This window comes from Pseudomonas sp., from assembly GCF_036404235.1.
Lineage (GTDB): Bacteria > Pseudomonadota > Gammaproteobacteria > Pseudomonadales > Pseudomonadaceae > Aquipseudomonas.
In genome coordinates this window covers 1-24562 of record NZ_DASWOT010000019.1, presented here as the reverse complement: position 1 = coordinate 24562, position 24562 = coordinate 1, and the positions used below count along the sequence as shown (strand labels likewise).

Sequence of the window (24562 nt, the reverse complement as noted above, 5' to 3'; positions counted from 1 at the left end):
ACAACTGCCAGCATCTCTTTAGGCATGGCTTTGGTCGCTGGCAAAAAGCGAGTGCCGTAACCGGCGGCAGGGAACAAGCATTTCTTGATCATATAAGTCCTTGAGAGGGCTGGTGGTGTTGTGGCGCAGTCTAATCAGGCGCAGGTCACCTTACAATGACCCGACACTGGTTGTCCGATGCCATGGTAGAGGAATCAAAGCGCAGATAGTTCCACGCCAGTAGCGATTTACGACTATTGAATGTCGCATACACAAGCGCAATCCGGGGCACCGAGGCAATCCCCCTCTCTCGACACCACCAACGCGTTACCGAATCAAGCATAGCCACATTGCGCATCGAGGCACGGAAATTTCAGGGATCAAATGGCACGACTATTAGGCGACAGCCTAGGCTTGAGCGAATTATCATGCGCGCCCCTTAACCTTAGCGAGACGGATACATGTCAGAGGTCAAAAGCGTCAATGGCTACTCGATCAAAAAACTGAAGGACAACCAATGGTGGGTCTGCGGCATTGGCGATGAAGCCATCGCCGGCCCATTTCCAACCGAAAGCCTGGCCGTGGAAGTCGCCACGGTGTTCGAAGACACACCCGCACCCCGCCGCCGCTCTGATCCGAAAAGCTGATACTGAACACCGGAAAGTACGCGCCATAATTGATTTCGATGATGCCGGAACGATGGCACTGCCTGCCAGTCGAATCAAAGCTGTCTTAACCACCCCGGCCCATCACGAAGTGTCCGAACATGATCAGGATTTTGTCTGTTATTGCCGTATTGAGCCTGACCGGCTGCGCCACCGCTGAAAATACCTACATGAAAAATGGCAAACAGGGCTTGAGCATCGACTGCTCTGGCGAAGCCATGTCATGGGCAGCCTGTTACGAGAAGGCCGATGCTTCCTGTGCTGGCACCGGCTACAACATCGTCAGCACCGAAGGGACCCCACAGCCTAAAGAAAGTGACAAGACATTGGGGGTCGATGTCGGTAACTACAAAACCCGCAACCTGTTGGTGAGCTGCAAGTAAAAAGCGGCGTCGGCTCATCAACTCAGGCTCGGTGGGCGCACCACTCATTGCGAGTAAGGCTTGCTACCAAGCGATCAAGCCTCACCCGAAATACACGCCGTAGCGGCCCGTTGCACATCCTTTGGTCGAAGCGGAACGTTACTGATTCGTTCGTAAACCTTGATTGAACTGCCGCTGGAGCGCGGCTCGATGTCCAAAATGGCAGCGGGATCGCCCTGGATAAACTTCTGCGGGACAATAATGCGCAGCCCCTCGTGACGCGGTTCAATCTGTGGCGGCTTGCGGCTGTCCGCGATTTTGTGCAGAAAGCATTCGGCATATTCCTTAGGGTTCTTGCCAGACATGACACTCATGGTTGGGGGTGAGTGTTCGATATCCGCAACAGTGGCACAGCCAGTCATTGCAAGAGCCAGAATAACAACAGCCAATTTCATACAAACCCTCCAGTAAAGGTGCTTACGACAGGCCGACGCACGATAAAATCCCTCTAGATTGTATTTTTGGTCAGAAACAATGCAATAAAACCGTTAGCGACGACAATTGCCTGGCGACTGCATGCTATCGTTTCGGGTTTTCAAGAATCGCCTTATCTGCGGAGAGATCCATGAAATTCGTACACCAGCGCGAGCACCTCAATGAAGACGATCTGGTCGTCATCGAATGCTCGCAGCTTTGCAATATACGCCTGATGAGCGATGCGAATTTCCGCAGCTTCAAAAATGGTGGCCGCCACACCTACCACGGCGGCGCATTCGACACGTTTCCTGCAAAAATCACAGTCCCAAGCAGCGGCTTCTGGAACATCACCATTGATACCGCCGGCCGCAAGATGGACAGCAACGGTGGGCGCAAGAGCAACTTCACCCATTCGATCAAAATCGTTCGACGCTCGTCTTCGCGCCTGAGCTGATTGGCCATTCAACTACGGGCTGTGTGAATATTTTGTTTTTTCTCATAGCCCGATAAGGAGTTCCCGTGACCACGCCCGCCCCTACCGTCAAATACGCCATCAGCTACAAGTTAAATGGCGAACGCCGCTTTGAGTTCGCGCAACTGCAGTCGCCTTGCGCTGAAGAAGCCAAGGCTGCACTGGAGAAAATGCACAGCCAGAGCGGTGATGTGATCACCGAAGTCAAAGTCAGCAAGGCGCTCTGAGCGCCTAACAGCAACGCGTCATTGGTAAAGGCTATGATGCGACGTAACGAAGACACGCCTGCCACCCTCGATCTGTTCGCGGACGACGCGCCACCGTTATCGTCAACCGAGCAGATCGGCCCATGCTCCTTTGTATTGCACGGGTTTGCCCTGCCACTGATTGACCGCCTGCTGCCCGCCCTCGAATCGATTTTACAGCGAGCGCCTTTTCGCCACATGGTCACCCCTGGTGGCTACACCATGTCGGTGGGATTAAGCAGCTGCGGCCAGTTCGGCTGGACCACCGACCGCAGCGGTTATCAGTACACCCCTACCGACCCACAGACCGGTCAGCCTTGGCCAGAAATGCCACTGGCCATGCGCGAACTGGCGCAGGCAGCAGCCGACGCGGCGGGTTTTGCCGACTTCAATCCGGACGCCTGTTTGATCAACCGCTACATTCCCGGCGCAAAAATGTCGCTGCACCAAGATAAGGATGAACACAGCTATCAGTGGCCGGTGGTGTCGGTCTCGCTGGGCATTGCCGCCGTGTTCCTGTTCGGTGGCCATTCGCGTAGCGACAAGAGCCAACGGATACCGTTGTTTCATGGCGACGTAGTGGTTTGGGGCGGTGAGGATCGCCTGCGCTTTCATGGTGTCATGCCGATCAAACAAGCCGTTCACCCACTGCTGGGCGAGCAGCGTATCAACTTCACGTTTCGCAAAGCGCGCTAACTGTCCACGGGCTGTTAGCACAATTACGGGGCAACGGCATCTGCCTGTGAGGCCGTTCGCGTCTTAACCGGACACACCACTCGATGCAGATTCAACGCGGTGTTGATGATGCCGATATGGCTGAATGCCTGGGGGAAGTTGCCGAGCATGCGCTGCGTACGCGGATCATACTGCTCGGCCAGCAGGCCCAAATCGTTGCACAGCCCGCACAAGCGGTCGAACAGCACTTTCGCCTCATCCTCGCGCCCCATTAGCACGTAGACGTCCGCCAACCAAAATGAACAGACCAGAAATGTCCCTTCACTGCCCGAAACGCCGTCGACGCTGAGATCGCTGTCATAGCGCAACAATAAACCGTCCTGCATCAAGGCCCGTTCAATCTCCGCCACCGTGCCGACCACACGAGGATCTTCGACGGGCAGAAAACCGGTCAGCGCGATTTGCAGCAGACTGGCGTCTACCGCGTTCGAACCGTAGGTCTGCACGAAACTGCCCAACTGCGCGTCGTAGCCGTTAGCGCAGACATCGGCATGAATCTCATCGGCCACGGCGCGGTAATGCGCTCCGCGAGCACGCTCTTCAGCGTCGTCGCTGTGTGCCAGCATGCCGGCGTTGCGATCGAAGGACACCCAGGCCATGACTTTGGAATGAGTGAAATGCCGAGGCTCGGAACGAATTTCCCAGATGCCCGCATCAGGTAAATGCCACACCTTCTCCAGGAACGGCATGATCACTTTCTGAATCTCGGTGCTGCGCGGTAAACGCGGCAACCCACTCTTGATCGCCTGCGTCATGGCATCGGCCACTTCGCCATAGACATCCAGTTGCATCTGCGTAGCAGCCCCATTGCCGACACGCACCGGTCGCGAGCGCTCATAGCCAGCGAGCCACGGCAGTTGGTATTCAGGCAAACGCCGCTCACCCGCCAGCCCGTACATGATCTGGATCTGTTCAGGGTTACCGGCGATGGAGCGCAACAACCAGTTACGCCAGGCGGTGGCCTCTTCGAAATACCCCAGGTTCATAAACGCCAACAGGGTCATGGTCGCGTCCCGCAGCCAGCAAAAACGGTAATCCCAATTGCGCTCGCCGCCCAGTTGCTCCGGCAACGAGGTGGTGACTGCTGCAACAATGCCACCAGTGGGGGCAAAGGTCATGGCTTTGAGAGTAATGAGCGAGCGCTTGACCTGCGCGGTCCACGGACCGACTTGTGGGCAGCGATCAGAAAACGCCAGCCAATACTGCTCGGTCTGCTCCAATGCCTGTTGGGCGTCAAAAGCGTCGCGAATTTTTTCGTGGGACAGTTGCCAGGACAGGGTAAAGGCGTCGCGCTGTCCCGCTTCGACCCTGAAACGGCTTTGCGTGTGATGATCCGTAGGGTGTAGCGCCGCCTGCGTTCGCAACACCAGCATGTCAGGCCCGGCAACGGCGGTCAGCGTATGCGGATCACGTTTCTCGACCCAGGGTACGGTGCTGCCATAATCGAAACGAATGGCCAGGTCCATACCGAAATCGACCCACCCCTCAAGCCCGACAACCAGGCGCACGACACTGCTTTCAATATCCATCGGCATGAAATCGATGAGCAATGCACGGCCCGTTTCGGTGGTAAAGACCGTTTCAAGAATCAGCGTGCCATCGCGATAAGCGCGCTTCACCTGGGCCTGCGCGTCCAACGGGGCAATTTTCCAGCGCCCGTTATCGCTATCGCCGAGCAACGCTGCAAAGCATGCGGGCGCGTCAAAGCGCGGGAAACACAGCCAGTCGAGCGAGCCGTCGCGGGACACCAGGGCGGCGGTCCGGCAATTGCCGAGTAGCGCATAATCTTCAATCAATACAGCCATGGAATGAAGATCCCTCCCGTTTCTGTGGATGTGCCATCAATCGCGCAAGTCGCGCACGGAACTGCAGCGGCCCTATCTGACTAGCTCGGCAAAATGTAGCGTTCTATGGCCGTCGCCAGACCGTCTTGCGCATTACTGCCAGTCACATAATTGGCTTGGGTTTTCACCCCCGTTTCAGCCTGGCCCATGGCAATCGACAAACCCGCCTTATGAAACATTGCAACATCATTGCTGGCATCGCCAATGGCGGCAGTGTTCGCCAAATCCACGCCCAGCAACTTTGCCAGTGTGACCAACGCCATGCCCTTGTTGGCGGCTAGCGCATTGACGTCCAGGTAATACGACTGCGAGCGGGCCGCCCGTGCGGTGTCGGCAATCAACGGATTGAGTTGGATTTCGAGCCGCTTGAGTAACTCGAAGTCCTTGCTGGCGGCAACGATCTTGTCGGCACGGTCCAGGTAGGCATCAAAACTGTCGACCTGAACAAAATCGTAACCCAACGTGTTGCGCTCGTGCTCGACGTAGTCCCCCTCAGGATCAAGCAACAGCCATTGATCATCAGCAAATACCCAGATCGCCACCGGCTGCGTGGCGAATAATTGCAGACTGGTGCGCGCCGCGACCGGGTCAATGCGGTGCGCCTTGAGCAGGCTGCCATCGGGATTGATGATATTGGCGCCGTTGAAGGCCACGGTGGGCAAATCGATACCCAATGCCTCGATCTGCCCACGCATTGCTCTGGGCGGACGACTGCTGGCAATGGAGAAATGAATCCCGGCATCACGCAATCGCCGAACAGCATCGATATTTGCCTGACTCAGGCTGTGGTCGGGTCGCAGCAGCGTGCCGTCGATATCAGACAGCATGAAACGGATGAGATGTTGCGTAGCGTCACTCATCCCAGTTGCTGCCACCTGCGACCGTCTAGCGCCAGTAACTCATTGGCTGCCGCCGGTCCGTCCTCACCCGCCTTGTACATCTCGACACTGGGATGTTTGGCCCATGCATCTATAAAGGGTTGCACTGCACGCCAGCCGTTTTCGATGTTATCGGCGCGCTGAAACAAGGTCTGGTCGCCAGCCATGCAGTCGTAGATCAGGGTTTCGTACCCGGTCGACGGTTGCATTTCGAAGAAGTCCTTGTAGGCAAAGCCCAATTCGATGCTTTGCGTATCCAGCGTCGGCCCGGGCTTTTTCGCCTGTAGATCGAACCACATGCCTTCGTCGGGCTGGATCTGGATTCTCAGGAAATTGGGCGCGACGTGGTCGACGTCGGTATCGCGAAACTGCGCGTACGGCGCAGGCTTGAAGTAGATTGCAATCTCGGTATCGCGCACGCTCATGCGCTTGCCGGTGCGCAGGTAAAACGGCACGCCAACCCACCGCCAGTTATCCACCATGACTTTGAGTGCCACGTAGGTTTCTGTGGTGCTGTCCGGTGCGACGCGATCTTCCTCACGGTACCCGGCAACACTTTTGCCGCCCAGGGTGTTCTCGGCGTACTGACCACGCACCGAGTTGGCCAGCGCTTCCATCTCCGACCAGGGTCGAATGGCGCCGATTACCTTGGCCTTCTCGCCGCGCACCGCATCGGCGCCAAAGGCCGCTGGCGGCTCCATGGCAACCATCGCCAGCAGTTGAAACAGGTGATTGGGCACCATGTCGCGCAACGCACCGGTGGTTTCGTAAAAACTGCCACGGGTTTCGACGCCGACCGTTTCGGCTGCCGTGATTTGAACATGATCGATGTAATGGTTGTTCCAGAACGACTCGAACAGGCCGTTGGAGAACCGGCTGACCAGAATGTTCTGCACGGTTTCCTTGCCCAGATAATGGTCAATTCGGTAGATCTGCTTTTCGCTCATGACCTTAAGCAGACAGGTGTTGAGCGCTACAGCGCTGGGCAGATCGTGACCGAAAGGTTTCTCGATCACGACTCGGCGGAAGTACTCCTGCCCTTCATCCTCGCCTTCGACCATCAACCCTGAGGAGCCCAGCCGCTTGGCCACTTCACTGAAGAAGCGCGGCGCAGTCGCCATGTAGAACACGGCATTGCGTGTACCGGTGCTCTCGATCTTTGTGGCGATATCAGCGTAGGTGGAGTCGTCGAGGAAATCGCCCTGGATATAAGTGATACGTTTCGCCAGTCCACCCCACAGCGCTGGGTCCAGCGGCTCCTTGCCGCCCTCGGCGACCTTGCCGGCCGCCTCCTGACGAATGAAGTCTTCCAGCTTCCTGGCAAAATCCGCATCACTGATGGCGTTGTGGTCAACGCCAACGATGTGCAGATCATCACCAATGAGACCGTCACGGGTCAGGTTATACAGCGCCGGCATCAGCAGGCGCTTGACCAAATCTCCGTGAGCACCGAACAGAAACAACGTGGTAGACGGCGCAACTTTTGCTTTCTGCTTGCTTCGGGATGATCCCATTATTTTGGTCCTTCTTTGTGTCCACCAAAACCGAAGCGCATGGCCGACAGCATCTTGTCACCATACGTACTTTGTTGACGCGAGCGGAAGCGGGCAAACAACGAGTTCGACAGCACCGGAACCGGTACCGCTTGCTCCATGGCGGCCTCGATGGTCCAGCGACCTTCGCCACTGTCGGCCACCGATCCGGAATAAGCGTTGAGCTGAGGGTCGGTCGCCAACGCATCGGCGGTCAGGTCCAACAGCCAGGAAGACACCACACTGCCACGACGCCAGACTTCAGCGATATCGCCCATGTTCAGGTCGAAACGCTGTTCGGCGGGCAAGTGCTCGGAGTTTTTGGTTTTGAGGATGTCAAAACCCTCGGCGAAAGCCTGCATCATTCCGTACTCAATACCGTTGTGGATCATCTTCACGAAGTGACCGGCACCGGGCGGGCCTGCGTGGATGTAACCTTGCTCGGCGCGTGGATCGGCATCCTTGGCGCGGTCCAGAGTGCGAGGGATGTTGCCGATGCCCGGCGCCAAGGTCTTGAACAGCGGGTCCAGGTGCTCGACGATTTCAGCTTCGCCGCCGATCATCATGCAGTAACCGCGCTCCAGACCCCATACGCCGCCAGAGGTGCCGACATCGACGTAATGCAGTTGTTTGTCCTTGAGTGCCACGGAACGGCGGATGTCATCCTTATAAAATGAGTTACCCCCGTCGATGATCACATCACCCGGTTCAAGCAGTTCGCTTAGCGCATTGATGGTGTCTTCGGTCGCAGCACCCGCTGGCAGCATGACCCAGACGGCGCGGGGTTTTTCCAGAGCGGCCACCAGTGACACAAGGTCATTGGCAGGTGTCGAGCCCTCATTGGCGAGTACGCTGCGAGACTGCTCATCGCGATCATAGACCACAGTGGTGTGGCCATTGAGCATCAGTCGACGTGCGATGTTGCCACCCATGCGGCCTAGTCCAACAATCCCGAGTTGCATGCAGAGGTGCTCCTTAATTCGTAAAAAGTTGCCTCATTTTATAGCCCAGTGCCGCTACAGGGTTAGTCCAGTGAGGCAAACGAAGGTTTCCCGGTGAAAATAGTTTCATGTCCGACGACATGACGCCCAAAACACTGCGCCGCGACGCCTATTTTTGCGATCAAGAAACGTTCGCGACAATTAAAAATAAAAAAGTTCCAATTTTGCCCAAAAGAAATCAGAATCCGCGCCGATAGAGGTAGGAGCATGGGCAATCCGGATAGCGAAAGTCATTGCTTGAACCTTACACACGTTGAACCCGCCATTTGCGAGGCAAGCAATGAGCACTGTACTTCCCGGAATCGCACCACAGACCCTCTACGTGACCGTTCGCCGCGACGAACTGCGTCAACTCAAAGAAGACCGTGCAATGCTGCAAAAGAAGGTTGAAAGCCTGACCTTACTGCTGCAACAGGCTCGATTGACAGGCCCCAACAACGCTCTACAGGCTTGATCCCACGCTTCACCGCCCCCACCTCCCGTGGCAAGCCCGATCCGTTGGCTTGCCCGCGTTGCTCACTTGTGTAATTGCCCCTGCAATCATCCTTCGCAATTATCACCACGCATCTCAAAATAAGTCGTTGATTTAACAGGCGATAAATAACCCGCTGGAGCGAGTCTTGCCCGCGAAGAGGTCGGTACATTTAGCCTGCTTTCAAGCCGGTCCACTGCCTTCGCAGGCAAGCTTCGCTCCAACAAGATCCAGTGTTTGCTGCAACCACAGCGTGGGGTCTGGGCGACGGGCGATCTTTCATGGCCTGCGCTATTGCGACTCGAAGCATCACGTAACGTTCCCACCGACCCCATAACACAGACGCCACGAGCTATTGCCGCTTTACGTCAACTCGTTGATTTACAAAGAAAATTCAAGAGGCTTATTAATTAAGCCCTTTAAATTCAACGATTTAGATCCCACAGATAGTCGAACCTAAAACATCACGACGATCTTCTGACATACGCATGACATTTTTTTCACCTTATTCCCACCATACTCCGCGCCTTTGTAACAACCGACATCAATTCGACACACAACGGATGTGAAGCGTCGGACGTACGACGCGGCTTATACCGGTCGCTTGAAAGAATCCTGTGCTGGAGCGCCTGATGGCCATTTTAAAACGGAGTGCAAAAACTCCGAGCGGGTTTGATTGGGCCGGACTGGCCTGGCTGTTTGTATTCTTCTGGTACTTCTCAGGCATTACCCAACTACTCATTCAACTGACCGACACCTCGGGCTTCGCCGGTTTTCGCCAAGCCTTCGTGATGAGTGGTATCTGGCTGGCGCCAATGTTGCTCTTCCCGAACAAGACGCGTCTCATGGCCGCCGTGATCGGCATCGTGCTGTGGGCCTGCTCCATGGCAAGCCTTGGCTACTTCTTCATTTATCAGCAGGAATTTTCCCAGAGCGTCATCTTCATCATGTTCGAGTCGAACGTGTCCGAAGCGGGCGAGTACATGACTCAGTACTTCGCCTGGTGGATCGTCCTGGCATTCCTCGCGCACACTGCGTTCGCGATCTTCCTCTGGACTCGATTGCGCCCGGTTTACCTGCCCCGTGGTCGCGCCTGGGTGACGGCCACTGCATTACTGGTGGCAATCATCGGCTACCCGCTGGCTAAACAAATGGCACGGCACGACGATGTCGCATCGGGTCTTGAAGCGTTCGAATCGCGCATTGAGCCCGCTGTGCCCTGGCAAATGCTGGTGGCCTACCACCGTTACACCCAGCAACTGGACAGCATGCAGGGCATGCTCACCAGTAGCAGCAACATTGCCCCACTGAAAAACCTCAAGGATCAACAAGCCAATCTGCCCACCACACTGGTGCTGGTGATCGGTGAATCCACCAATCGTCAACGCATGCATCTGTATGGATACCCGCGTCAGACCACCCCGAACCTTGACCAGATGAAAGATCAGCTGCAGGTCTTCAACAACGTCATCACTCCTCGCCCCTACACCATTGAAGCGCTGCAACAGGTGTTGACATTCGCCGACGAAGAGCACCCCGATCTTTACCTGAAGACACCCTCGATCGTCAGCGTCATGAAACAGGCCGGTTACAAGACCTTCTGGATCACCAACCAGCAAACGATGACCAAGCGCAACACGATGCTCACGACCTTTTCCGAGCAGGCTGACGAACAGGTCTATCTGAACAACAACCGTAACCAGAATGCCCGCCAGTACGATGGCGACGTGATCGAGCCCTTTGCCAAAGCGCTTGGCGATGCGGCACCGCGCAAGTTGATCGTGGTGCATTTGTTGGGCACGCACATGAGCTATCAATACCGTTATCCGCCGACGTTCGAGAAATTTACCGGACGTGATGGCGTGCCCGCAGTCATCGATGACAGCAAACTGGAGCTGTACAACAGTTATGACAACGCGGTGCTTTATAACGATTTCGTGGTTTCAAGCCTGATCAAGGAATACAGCAAAACCGATCCAAACGGCTTCCTGCTGTACCTCTCGGACCATGGCGAAGATGTCTACGACTCCCCAGGCCACAACACGTTGGGCCGCAACGAAGCGAAGCCGACGATCCCGATGTACACAGTGCCGTTCATCGCCTATGCCTCAACGAAATGGAAAGAGAGCCATGACTGGAATTTCGACAGCATCAAGAATCGGCCTTACAGCAGCTCGAACCTGATCCATACCTGGGCACAATTGGCCGGTCTGAGCTTCGATGAACTCGATCCAACCAGAAGCCTGGTCAGCTTTGATTTCAAGGAGCGGCCACGCTTGATCGGCGATCCATATGCGCAGAAAGGCCTAAGCGACTTCACGCAGATAGACAACACTCAAGCGCAGACTGTAACGACACCGGAGGTCGCCGCTAAGTAAGCGGCGCACCCGAAAAGCAAAGGCCTGCGCGATGCAGGCCTTTTGCGTAGTGGTTGAAATGACGCCTTCGCAAGCCTTTGCGCTCACTGAGTGAACGACCCTCGACCTGCCGCCGAACCGGAAAACTCACTGCCGAGAACGGTAACTGCCCTTCCGAAAAGTGTTGCCATGGCAACAGCTATTGAGCAAAGCAGCAATATTCAGCCAGCCCCCCAACAGACTACACATCGATCTGTTGAGTTCGTTACAACGCCTTCTGCCAGAACAACGCACGACCCATTCGCGGATCAAGGGTGTAATCAGCAAAACCCAGCTTGCGATACGCGCCTTGAGCAACCTCGTTGCCCTCCAGCACCTCCAGCGTGAGCTTGCAGCAGCCGCGTTGACGTGCTATCTCTTCGACTTTCATCAACATTTTCTGACTGATACCGCGCCCTCGGTAAGCGGCGATAACGGCCACATCGTGGATATTGACCAAGGGACGACAGGCGAATGTCGAAAAACCCTCGAAGCAATTGACCAGCCCGACAGGCTCGCCGGAAATAAACGCCAATACGCTGAACGCATGGGGGCGTTTGGCAAGCTCCCCTGCCAGTTGTTGGCGCATGTCCAAAGACAATGACTCGCCACCGCCCATCACGTCTTCGGCATAGTGATTGAGTACAAAACCGATCGCTTGCGCGTGAACCGGGTTGGTGTAGCTGGCTTGAAGTACCAGAACCTCTGGGGTTTCCATTTCCATCCTCTACAACTCAGGGCTTTCAGGCGACGTCGGTGCCACTGGCGCCAACGTGCCGCAGGGGGCAGATTCTAACGTGCTATGCGAGAAAATGGTCCGCGTCATATGTAGGAAAGGTCGCCGCGCGCCCAAGATTTGAGCCCTACCCGCACCGAGAAAAGGCGTCAGGCTTGTTTAGGTAATCTCACGCAGACCAAAAGCTTCCAATTTTGGTGGGTTTTAGCTGCGCCGCCTTGATTGTCAAACAATCAGACCAGTGGTCATCAGCCAATTTCCAGTGCTGAGCGGCTCTATTAAGGTGCATCGACCTGCCCTGTAGACGATCTGGAGAGAGGGAATTTTTCCTACAACTATCGTCTATGCCGCATGCCAGACATTTCCGAAGAAAAAAGTAGAAACTTCTACAAATGCTCCGGGTCATGTAGTTAGAGCGCCTATGCTATTGGATAAAGCCCGAGTCGAGGCTGCTTTCACCTTGTCCTGTCACTATGCAGTCGATAAATGGGTATCGATCTTGCGTAAGTCTTGTGTGCCTGGCCATAGGACATGGTCAATTACTACTCAAGTGCGTTACCAACACTGTATCGAATGGGAGAAAACGATGATTAGTGCCGCTGTCAAAACCCAGAAGGGAGAGAGTTTTAATCAGCCGGCCAGCGAGCTGACCCATCTGCCGGTCTTCGCAACGACGAGCGTTCCTCTGCTGCAACTGCCCCCTGTACAACCAGGCATAGCGATGGCGAATCGGAAGAAAGTCCTGTTCGTGACATCGGAAATGGCCGATCTGGTGAAAACCGGAGGTCTGGGCGATGTGTCTGCTGCACTGCCGCGCGCCATGCGCCACCTGCACGATGTACGCGTGCTGATTCCCGGCTATCCACAGGTCATCAATAGCGGAAACCCGATTTACATCATCAGTGAACTCAGTGGTCATGCCGCCTTGCCACCTTGCAAGATTGGCCGCATGGACATGAAGGACGGGCTGGTGATTTATGTACTGATCTGCCCGGAGCTGTATGAACGCGACGGCACGCCTTATGGCGACAATCACGGTCGTGATTGGTCGGATAACCACATTCGCTTTGCGCGTCTGGGCCTGGCGGCTGCCGATTTTGCTGCCGGCGCGGTGAAAACCCAATGGTGCCCGGAGCTGGTCCATGCGCATGACTGGCCAGCCGGTCTGGCGCCTGCCTACATGAAATGGCGCGGTCAGAATACGCCGAGCATTTTCACCATCCACAACCTGGCCTATCAGGGCTTTGTCAGCACAGCGTCAAGCCGTGAACTGGGCATCCCCGATTCGGCGCTGGGCCCCGATGGCATGGAGTTTTACGGCAAGCTGTCGTTCATCAAGGCAGGCATGGCCTACGCCAGCCACATCACCACGGTCAGCGCCACCTATGCCAAGGAAATCACCACGTCGGATTTCGGCTGCGGCCTTGAAGGCTTCCTGCAGAGTAAGGCCGATATGGGCAAACTCAGCGGCATTCCTAACGGTATCGATGAAAGCTGGGACGCCTCCACCGACGATCATCTGATTTGCCGTTTCGCAGCCAATGAGTGGACGCGCAAGGAAATCAACGCCGACTACGTGCGCGAGCTGTTTGAGCTGGAGCCCTCCACAGGCCCGTTGTTCGCCGTGGTATCACGCCTGGTGTACCAAAAAGGCCTGGACCTGACCATTGGCGTTGCCGAGCACATCGTCGACAACGGCGGCCAGATTGCAATCATCGGTCGCGGCGAGCCTGACGAAGAAGACGCCATGCGCAATTTGGCTGCACGCTTCCCTGGGCAGATCAGCGCGCGAGTAGGCTTCAATGAAACCGACGCCCGGCGCATGTTCGCTGGCAGCGATTTCCTGCTGATGCCGTCACGCTACGAGCCTTGTGGTCTGAGCCAGATGTATGCCCAGCGCTTCGGATCGTTGCCGATAGCGCGCAACACCGGCGGGCTGGCCGATACCATCGAGGATGGGTGCACAGGATTTTTGTTCAACGAATCCACTGTGCAAAGTTACACCGAAGCCCTGACCCGTGCATTCAAGGTCTTCGCCAATCCGCAGTTGCTCAACGCTATGCGCTGCCGCGCCATGGCGGCTCCCTTCGACTGGCATAAAGCGGTCGAACCGTACGCTGACCTGTATCAGGAGCTTCTAAAAAAGAACGTAGGTGCTTCGCTGCAATATTGATTCATGAACTGAAAACAAGGGGTAACGGATGCCTTCGCGCACGGATGAGAGCTGGCGCCATGGTGCCGTTTTGCTGGATCCGGATCACACCCGGTTTGCCCTCTGGGCGCCGGATGCCTACTACGTCAGTGTCGAGACAGAGGATGGTCGGTCATTGACCATGCTGCCGCAGAATGACGGCTGGTTTGTTCTGCAAGCTCAATGCCCGGCCGGTACGCGATACCGCTACAAAATCGATGGGAACCTCGAAGTACCTGACCCGGCCTCCCGGGCTCAGGTCGGTGAGGTGCATGGTCACAGCGTGGTGATCGATCCTGATGCCTATCAATGGCAGCATCAGATCTGGGCCGGTCGCCCCTGGCATGAAGCGGTTATTTACGAACTCCATGTCGGCGTCCTCGGGGGCTATGCCGCCGTCGAGAACCTGCTGCCGCGCCTGGCCGAAAACGGCATCACCGCCATTGAACTGATGCCGCTGGCGCAGTTCCCCGGTGACCGCAACTGGGGCTACGACGGCGTCCTGCCCTATGCGCCACAGTGTTCCTACGGTACGCCGGAACAACTCAAACACCTCATCGACACCGCCCATGGCCTGGGCCTGGCAGTCATTCTCGATGTCGTCTACAACCACTTCGGTCCGGACGGCAACTATTTGAACAGCTACGCCAAGGCGTTCTTTCGCCACGACAAGAAGACGCCGTGGGGCGACGCCATTGATTTTCGCCGCCCCCAGGTGCGCGACTTCTTCATCAATAACGCGTTGATGTGGCTGCTTGAATACCGTTTCGACGGTCTGCGTCTGGACGCGGTACACGCCATCGACGACTCGACCTTCCTTGAAGAATTCGCTGTACGGGTTCGCGAACACGTGGCAAACCCGCGTCACGTCTGGCTGATACTGGAAAATGAATTCAACGAAGCGCATCGGCTAGAGAAAGGCTTTGACGCGCAGTGGAACGACGACGGCCACAACACGCTGCATGTGTTGCTGACCGGCGAGACCGATGCGTATTACACCGACTTTGCCGAGCAGCCGACCCGCAAGCTCGCTCGCCTGCTGAGCGAGGGCTTTGTTTATCAAGGTGAGGCCACGCGTCACGGTCACGTACGTGGCGAACCCAGCGCTCACCTGCCGCCCAGTGCCTTCGTGCTGTTCTTGCAGAACCACGACCAGATCGGCAACCGAGCACTGGGTGAGCGACTGGTACACATCAGCCAGGCACCCGCGCTGCGCGCCGCCACCGCCCTGCTGCTGCTGTCGCCGATGATCCCGCTGATTTTCATGGGCGATGAATGGGGCGCCAGTGAGCCGTTTCTGTTCTTCACCGACTTCCACGACGAGTTAGCCGATGCGGTACGTGAAGGCCGTCGCGCTGAGTTTGCCGACTTTTCCGCGTTTGCCAATGAGCAGCAACGCACGCGCATTCCCGACCCCAACGCACTGCAAACCTTCAACGCTTCGCGTCCGGCATTCGACGCGATGTACCTGGAGACCGACAAGGGTCTTGATCACCAAAGTTGGCTGGCGCTGTACCGAGCGCTGCTGCAAATCCGTCATCGCGACATTATTCCGCGCCTGCCGGGCACAACCGCGTTGGGTGCTCAAGTGCTGGGTGACAAAGCCGTGATGGCGCGCTGGCGCATGGGCGACGGCAGCACCTTGCGCATCGATCTGAACCTGAGTGAAAAAGCTGTTGCGTTAGCCGCGTACCAGACCGACCAAATCCTTTTCGAATCACATCCCACCTCGGCAGAACTTTCCCGGCGAGGCAGCCTCAACCCTTACACGGCCATTGTTAGCCTGACGACACGCGAAGTATTGGAGGAACAGGATGAGCAATGAGCAACTTGAAATGCTGGCCACTGAAGCGGGCCTGGCGGTTGACTGGCAAGATGCCAACGCACGACCGCAGCGAGTCAGCCCTGAAGTGTTGCGCAAGGTCCTCAACGGCTTGGGTTATCCCGCCGAGAATGATGAACAAATCAATGCCAGCCTGATACGCCTGGAAGGTGAAAACCAAACGAACACCGCACCACCGCTGTTGACCGTCGATCATGGCAGCAACCTTGATTTGTCTGCCTGGTTTGCCGCCGAAACGCCGTTCACCCTCGAACTGGAAGACGGATCGACGCTCAATGCCAAACTCACCGCCACCGGCCAATTGCCGGCGCTGGCAACCGTGGGTTATCAGCAACTGGCGATTGCCGGGCAACACCTGACCATCGCCGTCGCGCCGAAAACCTGTTTCAGCATGGCCATGGCGACTGACATGGCCATCCCCCGTGCCTGGGGCTTGACCGTACAGCTCTACTCGCTGCGCCGCGAGGGCGATGGCGGCTTTGGCGACACGCAGGCCTTGGAGGCGCTGGCGCGGTCGGCGGGCGAACGCGGCGCAGCGGCGATTGCGATCAGCCCGGTGCATGCGATGTTCGCCAGCGACAGCGAGCGCTACAGCCCGTATTCGCCTTCCAGTCGGCTGTTTCTGAATGCCTTGTATGCGGCGCCCGGAGCGATTCTGGGTGATCGAGCGGTGCGCGCGGCCATCGAAGAAACCGGCCTGGGCGAAGAATTGAAACGCCTTGAAACCCTGCCGCTGATCGATTGGCCGCTGGCCGCGACCGCCAAGTGGACACTGCTACGCTCACTGTACAAAACCTTTGTCTCCAGCGGCCATCCGTTGCATCCAGACTTCAACAGCTTCCGCCATGCAGGCGGTGAGGCGCTGATCAATCATTGCCGCTTCGAAGCCTTGCGCGACGAAAGCAAGAACCTCGGCATCAGCGGCAACTGGCACGAATGGCCGGAGGAATTCAAAAACCCGCGCAGCAAAGCCATCGACCACTTCGCCGAAATACACAGCGATCTGGTCGGCTTCCACGCCTTTGCCCAATGGCTGATCGCGCGCGGGCTGGAGCGTGCGCAGACTGCAGCGCGCAGCGGCGGCATGAGCATCGGGTTGATCGGCGACCTGGCCGTCGGCGCTGATGGCGCCGGCAGCCAGGCGTGGGGGCGCCAGGACGAATTGCTCTCGGCGCTGACCGTGGGCGCACCGCCGGATATTCTCAATCGAGCAGGACAAAGCTGGGGCATTTCAGCGTTCTCCCCGACCGGGCTCAAACGCAATGGCTTTCGGGCGTTCATTGAGATGCTGCGCGCCAACTTCGCCCATGCGGGCGGCTTGCGCATCGACCACGTGATGGGGTTGCAGCGCTTGTGGGTGGTGCCGCTGGACTCTCCACCCAGCGAAGGCGCTTACCTCAACTACCCGCTGGACGACATGCTGCGTTTGCTGTGCCTGGAATCCTGGCGCCACAAGGCGGTGGTGCTCGGTGAAGACCTCGGCACGGTGCCTGAAGGGCTGCACGAAAAACTCTCGACCCGGGCGATTCTCGGCATGCGCGTGCTGTTGTTCGAACAGGACAACGGCCACTTCAAACCGATCATCAAATGGTCGGACGATGCGCTCGCCATCACCAGCACCCACGACCTGCCGACCCTGGCCGGCTGGCTCAACGCGCGAGACATCGAATGGAACGTGCGTATCGGTCTTATCGACGCCGAAACCGAACGTCAGTGGCGCGAAGGGCGCGAGCATGAACGCAGGGGGCTGCTGACGGCGCTAAAGTACAATTATGGACTTGATCACCCCTCCGACCGCGAGATCATCGACGCCAGCATCCGTTACCTGGGCCATACCCGTGCGCCTTTGGTGTTGTTGCCCATGGAAGATGCCTTGGGTGTTGAAGAACAATCCAACCTGCCCGGCACCGTCAACAGCCACCCCAACTGGCGTCGTCGTCTGCCAGGCGAGAGTGGCGCGTTGCTGGACAATCCCGACGCCGCCAGACGCCTGGAAATACTCGCAGCGGCGCGTCAGCAGGCCGAGGAACGTGATCGATGAGCACCTCTGCGCCCGCATTGAAATCATTGCGCGCGACCCAGCGTCTGCAGTTTCACAAAGGCTTCACCCTGGACGATGCGGTCAAACTGGTGCCGTATTTTGCAAAACTGGGTATTAGCCATGTGTATGCCTCGCCGTTGCTCAAGGCGCGTGCGGGCTCCATGCATGGTTACGATGTGGTCGACCCACGGCTGATCAATCCGGAACTGGGTGGCGAGCCCGCCCTGCGCCGCTTGGTAGCAGCACTGCGGGAACAGGGCATGGGCCTGATTCTCGACATCGTCTCCAACCACATGGCGGTCGGTGGTTCAGACAACCCGTGGTGGCTGGACCTGATCGAATGGGGCCAGCGCAGCCCGTATGCGAAGTTCTTCGACATCCAGTGGAATTCCCCGGACCCATTACTCAAAGGCCAGTTGTTGCTGCCGTTTCTCAGCGCCGATTACGGCACGGTGTTGCAAGCGGGCGGCCTAAAATTGTGTCTGGATGCCGAACATGGCGGTTTCTACGTCGAGCATTATCAGCATCACTTCCCGATCAACCCTGCCACCTACGGGCCACTGCTCGACGCCGCCGACACGCCGCCGTTGCACGAACTGGCGCAACGCTTTGCCGCGCTGGATCAGTACCCTCAAGCCTATGAACGCGCACGTCAAGCCAAGGCCGAACTGGCCCAATTGCTCAAGCGGCGACCGGCGCTGATCCAAGCCATTGAGAAAGGTTTTGCGCAATTCGATGGTCGTCAGGTCGAAGGCTTCAACAAGTTTCATCATTTGCTGGAGCAACAGGCTTACCGCCTGGCCAGTTGGCGCACGTCGGGCGATGACATCAATTGGCGACGTTTCTTCGATATCAACGAACTGGGCGGGCTGCGCGTCGAACGGCCGGCGGTGTTCGAGGCGACCCACGGCAAGATATTTGAACTGATCAGTGAAGGCTTGGTGGACGGTCTGCGCATCGATCACATCGACGGTCTGGCGGACCCGCGTGGCTATTGTCGCAAGCTGCGTCGACGTGTCGACAGCCTGTTGCGCAAACGTCCGGTCGGCACTCAATTGACGCATTTGCCGATCTTCGTCGAGAAGATCCTCGGCCCTGACGAGCAATTGCACCAAGACTGGAACGTGGACGGCACCACCGGCTACGAGTTCATGAATCAGGTGTCGCTGCTGCAGCATGATCCCAAAGGCGAAGCGGTACTTGGCCAATTATGGAGTCGCCTGAGCGGTCGCACCGCCGACTTCAATCAAGAGGTGCTGCAAGCGCGAGATTTGGTCCTTCATGGCTCACTCGCAGGGGACTTCGAAAACGTCGCTCAGGCGCTGCTACAAGTGGCGCGCAGCGACGTCATGAGCCGCGACCTGACACTCGGTGCAATTCGTCGTGCGTTGTTAGCGCTGGTGGTCAACTTCCCTATCTACCGCACTTACATCAGCGCCTGCGGACGCTCGGCCGAAGACGATCGTTTCTTCCAGCAAGCCATGGACGGTGCGCGTACGACACTCGGCGAAGGCGACTGGCCGGTGCTCGATTATTTGCAGCGCTGGCTGGGCGGCGAGCGTCTGCGTTCATTCCCGTCGGGAACGCTGCGCGATCTGCGCCGCAAAGCCTGCACGCGCTTCCAGCAACTCACCTCGCCGGTGGCGGCAAAGTCGGTGGAAGACACTTCGTTCTATCGTTCGAGCGTGTTGCTGTCGCGCAACGATGTAGGGTTTCATCCGCAACATTTCAGTGCATCGATGAGTGAGTTTCATCGGCACTGCCAGGAGCGGCTTGAGGCCTTTCCCAACAACCTGCTGACCACCGCGACCCACGATCACAAGCGCGGTGAAGACACTCGCGCCCGCCTGGCAGTCCTCAGCGAATGCGCAACGTGGTATGCCGAACAAGTCGAACGCTGGCTGCAGTTGTCAGCCGCTCTGAAAGGCAAGGACCTGGCCATCAGCGCCGGTGACGAGCTGATGCTTTACCAAACGCTGCTGGGCAGTTGGCCGCTGAACACGGAGGCTGAAGGGACGTTCGAGGACTACCTCACACGCCTGATCCAGTGGCAGGAAAAAGCCCTGCGCGAAGCCAAATTGCAGAGCAGTTGGAGCGCGCCTAACGAGCCTTACGAAAACGCCTGTGGTGATTTTTTGCGCATGCTGCTGCTGGCACCGGAGGGGTTGGCACTGCGCCAGTCCATCGGCGCGACCGCTAACCGCATCGCCACTGCCGGCGCACTGAACAGTCTGGCGCAAACTTTGCTGCGATTAACGGTGCCTGGTGTGCCTGACTTGTATCAGGGCACCGAATTTTGGGATTTCAGCCTGGTGGACCCGGACAACCGTCGTCCGGTGGATTATCCCGCTCGCGAACGCGCGCTGAATCAATCCACCCCCGTTGCCGAGCTGCTCGCCCATTGGCAGGACGGCCACATCAAGCAGGCCCTGATCGCGCAGGTGCTAACACTGCGCAATCTGCATCCGGACCTGTTCAGTGAGGGTCAATATCAACCGCTTGAGGTGACGGGGCAACACGCCGAACACGTCATGGCTTTTGCCCGGATAAAGGAGGATACACGGGCTATTGTTGTGGTTGCGCGCTTGTTCAATGAACTATTGGGTACTGCGCAAACTCCATTCATCAATGCTGCAAATTGGGGTGATACACGAATCCTTTTGCCGTTCACTGATTCAGATCTAAATTGGAAGGGACTTTTTTCGCAGGCCATAGTCTCAACCAACAAAGAGTTGTTCCTCAGCAATGCGCTCAAGGAATTTTCTGTCAACCTGTTTATTCAAACCTTGTAATACCCGGGAGTGTCGAGATGAGTGCCGACGAGAAGAAAATTCGCGAGTTCGCCTATCAGATCTGGAAATCAGAGGGTGAACCTCACGGTCAAGATGAGCGCCACTGGGAGATGGCTCGCAAACTGGCTGAAGCCGAGGCCCTGGCCCCGGACAAAACCGCTGCGCGCAAGTCAGCAAAACCCAAATTGCCGAAGGTAGATGCCAAAGCTGAGCCCAAGCCGGCTGCAGCTAAACCTGCCGCCAAGACCGCAGCCAAACCGACACCCAAGGCTGCCACCAAACCGGCTGCGAAACCCGCAACCAAACCCAAAGCTGAGGCTGGCTCGACAGCAGCGGTTACCCCCGCACCTGCGAAACCGGCCACAAAACCTGCAGCGAAACCTTCCAGCAAAAAACCCGCTGCAAAACCACCTGGGGTTTGATCACTCGCCAGTCACGAGTGCGCATCCAGCGACGATCCATTACCCCAGGGGCCACCTGAAAAACGGTGGTCACCTGCGGTAAATCAACATTGTGTTTTACAACCATGGTGCAGCCGGCGGTCTGCGACAAAGGTTTTGTTCGCCCTCAGGAAATCATTCGACGTCAGGAATACACATGAGCAAGCAAGAATCGAAACCGGCAGACAAGAAAGCGGCAAAGAAGGAACCCGCACAGGCTGAGGCGGTAGAAGTCACTGCAACACGTATTCGCGAAGGACTGCCCTTCCCTCTGGGCGCAAGCTGGGATGGCCTGGGGGTGAACTTTGCGCTGTTTTCCGCCAACGCCACCAAGGTCGAGTTGTGCCTGTTCGATGCCACCGGCGAGGTCGAGCTCGAACGCATCGAGCTGCCCGAATACACCGATGAGATCTTTCACGGCTATCTTCCGGATGCCCACCCAGGGCTGATCTATGGCTATCGCGTTTATGGGCCTTATGACCCGAAAAACGGCCATCGTTTCAACCACAACAAGCTGCTGATCGACCCTTACGCCAAGCAGTTGGTCGGCCAACTGAAGTGGTCGGAAGCATTGTTTGGCTACACCATTGGCCATCCTGACGCCGACCTGAGTTTCGATGAGCGCGATAGCGCGCCGTTCGTGCCGAAAAGCAGGGTCATCGACCCGGCTTACACCTGGGGCCGCGATCAGCGCGTCAGTGTGCCATGGAACAAAACCATTGTTTACGAGACCCATGTGCGCGGCTTCACCATGCGCCACCCTTCGATACCGGACGAACTGCGCGGCACCTTCTCGGGCCTGATGGTCGATGACGTGATCCAGCACATCCGCAGCCTGGGGGTGTCCTCGGTCGAATTGCTGCCGATTCATGCGTTCGTCAACGACCAGCACCTGCTGCAAAAAGGCATGACAAACTATTGGGGCTATAACACCATCGCCTTTTTTGCCCCGGACCCGCGTTACCTGGCGTACGGCAAGATCGCCGAGTTCAAGGAAATGGTCGCACACATGCACCATGCCGGGCTCGAAGTGATCCTCGATGTGGTCTACAACCACACCGCCGAAGGCAACGAATTGGGCCCGACCTTGTCCATGCGCGGGATCGACAACGCCTCTTACTATCGCCTGATGCCGGATGACAAGCGCTTCTATATCAATGACTCCGGCACCGGCAATACCCTGGACCTAAGCCACCCCTGCGTGCTGCAAATGGTCACTGACTCACTGCGTTACTGGGCGACCGAGATGCACGTCGACGGTTTTCGCTTCGACCTGGCGACCATCCTTGGCCGCTATCACGACGGGTTCGACGAGCGTCACAGCTTCCTCGTCGCCTGCCGTCAGGACCCAGTCTTGCGTCAGGTGAAACTGATTGCCGAGCCGTGGGACATCGGACCGGGCGGTTATCAAGTCGGCCATTTCCCGCCTGGCTGGATGGAATGGAACGACAAGTTTCGCGACACCGTGCGCGCATTCTGGAAAGGCGACGAAGGTCAGTTGGCGGATTTTGCCGGGCGCATGACCGGGTCAGGTGAGATGTTCAACCACCGGGGACGCAGCGCCTGCTCATCAGTGAACTTCATTACCGCCCATGACGGTTTCACCCTGCACGATCTGGTTTCGTATAACGACAAGCACAACGAAGACAACGACGAAAACAATCAGGACGGCAGCAACAACAACCTGTCCTGGAACCATGGCGTCGAAGGCCCGACCGACGATCCTGAAATCAATGCATTGCGTTTGCGCCAGATGCGCAATTTTTTCGCCACGCTCCTGCTGGCCCAGGGCACGCCGATGTTGGTGGCCGGTGACGAGTTCGCTCGCACCCAGCACGGCAACAACAACGCTTACTGCCAGGACAGTGAGATCGGCTGGGTCAACTGGGATCTGGACGAAGATGGCAAGTCGCTGCTGACGTTCGTCAAGCGCTTGATCAAGCTGCGCCTGGCTTACCCGATTCTGCGTCGCGGGCGTTTTCTGGTCGGTGACTACAACGAAGAGTTGGGGGTCAAGGACGTGACATGGTTGGCGCCCGATGGCAACGAAATGAGCATTAAGCAGTGGGAAGATGCCAATGGCCGCTGCCTTGGCATGCTGATGGATGGCCGTGCCCAGGTGACCGGTATCCGCCGTCGTGGCTCGGAGGCAACCTTGCTATTGGTAGTCAACTCACACTATGAAGGGGTCAACTTCACCTTGCCGCAAGTGCCTGAAGGGATTAACTGGACCTGCCTGATCGACACCCATCAGCCTGATGTGCATGGCAAGGAGCACTTCGATTTCGGCAAACAATACACGGTCACACCGCGTTCGTTGCTGTTGTTCGAGTTGCAGAAAGAAGATCAGCCATGAGTCGCGCGCTGAGCGAGTTTCTTGCCCAGCGCACGCAGCGCCTCGACAGTCCGCAGGCCTTGGGCGAATGCCTGCGGGCGTTGGTTCATGAACAACTTGCCAACCTGCCCTCTGCGGGCAGTGGACATACGCTGGAACGCTGGCGTTGTCTGGCCAGCGTTGCCGCTCACGATCTGGGCCTGTGCAAGCTCTATGAAGGGCACACCGACGCTCTGGCGATCATGGCCGAGCTGAAAAGCGCAGGTGCGCAGTCCGGCGGTACATGGGGGATGTGGGCCGCTGAACCGCCCCAGGCCCGCGTCACTCTTTCTGGCCCAGGCAACGATGTTCGCCTGAACGGCCGTAAGGCATGGTGTTCCGGCGCTGCGGTGCTCAGTCATGCATTGATCACCGCCTGGGATGCCCAAGGCCGGCAACAACTGGTCGCCGTCGTCCTCGATCAACCGGGCGTCACGGTGACCACTGAGGGTTGGTCTGCCGTGGGCATGGCTGCCACGGGTAGTGTCGAGGTGTTGTTTGAAAACGCTCAGGTGATGACCATTGGTGAACCCGGCGACTACCTGTCCCGCCCAGGATTCTGGCAAGGCGGCATTGGCATTGCCGCTTGCTGGTACGGCGCGTGTTGCAGTATCGCCCAGCGTCTCGCGCAATCGAGCCGCCAGCGCGAAGAGCCTCACGCGCTGGCCCATTTGGGCGCCGTGGACACTGCTTTATTCAGCGCCTCAGAGGTGTTGCAAAACGCTGCACATTGGATCGATCAATACCCAACCGCCAATGCCCAGTTGCTGGCCCGACGTTGCCGTGCCGTGGTCGAACACGCAGCGCAGCAGGTGATTGAACACGTAGGCCGAGCACTGGGCGCCGGACCGTACTGCAAGGATGCGCAGTTTGCCCGACTGATGGCGGATCTACCGGTGTTTCTGCGCCAAAGCCACGCAGAACGTGATCTGGCGACACTGGGCAAGTTACTCGCGACCGGCTCAGCGGATGTAACCACTCAACCCGGCACGGTCTCACACGCTGATGTCGCGCCCATGGGAAGCTGGTCATTATGAGTGGTGTTTATGCGTGACAAGCCTATCGTCGGTCGTGGCACTTCGCTGCA

Annotated in this window: 20 protein-coding genes and 1 pseudogene; 14 read left to right on the top strand and 7 right to left on the bottom strand. The window is 57.5% G+C overall.

Annotated elements, in window-relative coordinates; all coding sequences use genetic code 11:
• Positions 1-92: pseudogene (locus VGC62_RS02630) on the bottom strand (UTP--glucose-1-phosphate uridylyltransferase); the annotation flags it as partial.
• Positions 93-440: 348 nt separating this feature from the next.
• On the opposite strand from VGC62_RS02630, the gene VGC62_RS02625 reads away from it, so the two are divergent.
• Complete coding sequence (locus VGC62_RS02625) at positions 441-626, top strand: hypothetical protein (RefSeq protein ID WP_331185524.1); 186 nt, start codon at positions 441-443, stop codon at positions 624-626.
• Positions 627-745: 119 nt separating this feature from the next.
• Positions 746-1027 (top strand): hypothetical protein, encoded by a 282-nt coding sequence (locus tag VGC62_RS02620; RefSeq protein ID WP_331185523.1) that lies wholly within the window; start codon positions 746-748, stop codon positions 1025-1027.
• A gap of 74 nt (positions 1028-1101) precedes the next feature.
• Here the strand turns inward: VGC62_RS02620 and VGC62_RS02615 are convergent, their stop codons facing one another.
• The gene (locus tag VGC62_RS02615; RefSeq protein ID WP_331185522.1) at positions 1102-1461 is read right to left on the bottom strand and encodes a hypothetical protein; all 360 of its coding nucleotides are present in this window, start codon (positions 1459-1461) and stop codon (positions 1102-1104) included.
• Between the two features lie 170 nt (positions 1462-1631).
• Between VGC62_RS02615 and VGC62_RS02610 the strand changes: the two genes are divergently transcribed.
• From VGC62_RS02610 to alkB, 3 genes are all read left to right on the top strand, one after another.
• Positions 1632-1937, top strand: coding sequence for a DUF1883 domain-containing protein (locus VGC62_RS02610; protein ID WP_331185521.1), 306 nt, complete (start codon positions 1632-1634; stop codon positions 1935-1937).
• Between the two features lie 65 nt (positions 1938-2002).
• Positions 2003-2182, top strand: a complete 180-nt coding sequence (locus tag VGC62_RS02605; protein ID WP_331185520.1) for a hypothetical protein — start codon at positions 2003-2005, stop codon at positions 2180-2182.
• A 36-nt stretch (positions 2183-2218) separates the two neighbouring features.
• On the top strand, positions 2219-2896 hold the full coding sequence (gene alkB / locus VGC62_RS02600; protein ID WP_331185526.1) for a DNA oxidative demethylase AlkB: 678 nt from the start codon (positions 2219-2221) through the stop codon (positions 2894-2896).
• A 23-nt stretch (positions 2897-2919) separates the two neighbouring features.
• Here the strand turns inward: alkB and VGC62_RS02595 are convergent, their stop codons facing one another.
• From VGC62_RS02595 to gnd, 4 genes are all read right to left on the bottom strand, one after another.
• Positions 2920-4740, bottom strand: a complete 1821-nt coding sequence (locus VGC62_RS02595; RefSeq protein WP_331185519.1) for a glycoside hydrolase family 15 protein — start codon at positions 4738-4740, stop codon at positions 2920-2922.
• An 80-nt stretch (positions 4741-4820) separates the two neighbouring features.
• Complete coding sequence (locus VGC62_RS02590; protein WP_331185518.1) at positions 4821-5639, bottom strand: HAD family hydrolase; 819 nt, start codon at positions 5637-5639, stop codon at positions 4821-4823.
• On the bottom strand, positions 5636-7171 hold the full coding sequence (gene zwf / locus VGC62_RS02585; protein ID WP_331185517.1) for a glucose-6-phosphate dehydrogenase: 1536 nt from the start codon (positions 7169-7171) through the stop codon (positions 5636-5638). Before zwf ends, VGC62_RS02590 begins: the two co-directional genes overlap by 4 nt.
• A complete protein-coding gene (gene gnd, locus VGC62_RS02580) occupies positions 7171-8169 on the bottom strand; it encodes a phosphogluconate dehydrogenase (NAD(+)-dependent, decarboxylating) (RefSeq protein WP_331185525.1) in 999 nt (332 codons plus the stop codon). The genes zwf and gnd overlap by 1 nt, the downstream gene beginning before the upstream one ends.
• Positions 8170-8470: 301 nt before the next feature.
• On the opposite strand from gnd, the gene VGC62_RS02575 reads away from it, so the two are divergent.
• Together VGC62_RS02575 and VGC62_RS02570 are read left to right on the top strand one after the other, a co-directional pair.
• Entirely contained in the window at positions 8471-8644 is a 174-nt protein-coding gene (locus VGC62_RS02575; RefSeq protein ID WP_331185516.1) for a DUF6026 family protein, read from the top strand.
• A 650-nt stretch (positions 8645-9294) separates the two neighbouring features.
• The gene (locus tag VGC62_RS02570; RefSeq protein WP_331185515.1) at positions 9295-11040 is read left to right on the top strand and encodes a phosphoethanolamine transferase CptA; all 1746 of its coding nucleotides are present in this window, start codon (positions 9295-9297) and stop codon (positions 11038-11040) included.
• 244 nt (positions 11041-11284) lie between these two features.
• Here the strand turns inward: VGC62_RS02570 and VGC62_RS02565 are convergent, their stop codons facing one another.
• Complete coding sequence (locus tag VGC62_RS02565; protein ID WP_331185514.1) at positions 11285-11776, bottom strand: GNAT family N-acetyltransferase; 492 nt, start codon at positions 11774-11776, stop codon at positions 11285-11287.
• Between the two features lie 604 nt (positions 11777-12380).
• Here VGC62_RS02565 and glgA point away from each other — a divergent pair.
• The 7 genes from glgA (at position 12381) to VGC62_RS02530 (ending at position 24512) form a co-directional block, all read left to right on the top strand.
• A complete protein-coding gene (gene glgA / locus VGC62_RS02560; RefSeq protein WP_331185513.1) occupies positions 12381-13967 on the top strand; it encodes a glycogen synthase GlgA in 1587 nt (528 codons plus the stop codon).
• Positions 13968-13995: 28 nt separating this feature from the next.
• On the top strand, positions 13996-15810 hold the full coding sequence (gene treZ, locus VGC62_RS02555; protein WP_331185512.1) for a malto-oligosyltrehalose trehalohydrolase: 1815 nt from the start codon (positions 13996-13998) through the stop codon (positions 15808-15810).
• Positions 15800-17869, top strand: coding sequence for a 4-alpha-glucanotransferase (gene malQ / locus VGC62_RS02550; protein WP_331185511.1), 2070 nt, complete (start codon positions 15800-15802; stop codon positions 17867-17869). Before treZ ends, malQ begins: the two co-directional genes overlap by 11 nt.
• Positions 17866-20661: a malto-oligosyltrehalose synthase gene (locus tag VGC62_RS02545; protein ID WP_331185510.1), complete on the top strand. Its 2796-nt coding sequence runs from the start codon at positions 17866-17868 to the stop codon at positions 20659-20661. Before malQ ends, VGC62_RS02545 begins: the two co-directional genes overlap by 4 nt.
• A gap of 17 nt (positions 20662-20678) precedes the next feature.
• Complete coding sequence (locus VGC62_RS02540) at positions 20679-21083, top strand: DUF2934 domain-containing protein (protein ID WP_331185509.1); 405 nt, start codon at positions 20679-20681, stop codon at positions 21081-21083.
• A 175-nt stretch (positions 21084-21258) separates the two neighbouring features.
• On the top strand, positions 21259-23457 hold the full coding sequence (gene glgX / locus VGC62_RS02535; RefSeq protein WP_331185508.1) for a glycogen debranching protein GlgX: 2199 nt from the start codon (positions 21259-21261) through the stop codon (positions 23455-23457).
• Positions 23454-24512, top strand: coding sequence for an acyl-CoA dehydrogenase family protein (locus VGC62_RS02530; protein WP_331185507.1), 1059 nt, complete (start codon positions 23454-23456; stop codon positions 24510-24512). The genes glgX and VGC62_RS02530 overlap by 4 nt, the downstream gene beginning before the upstream one ends.
• Positions 24513-24562 lie beyond the last annotated feature (50 nt).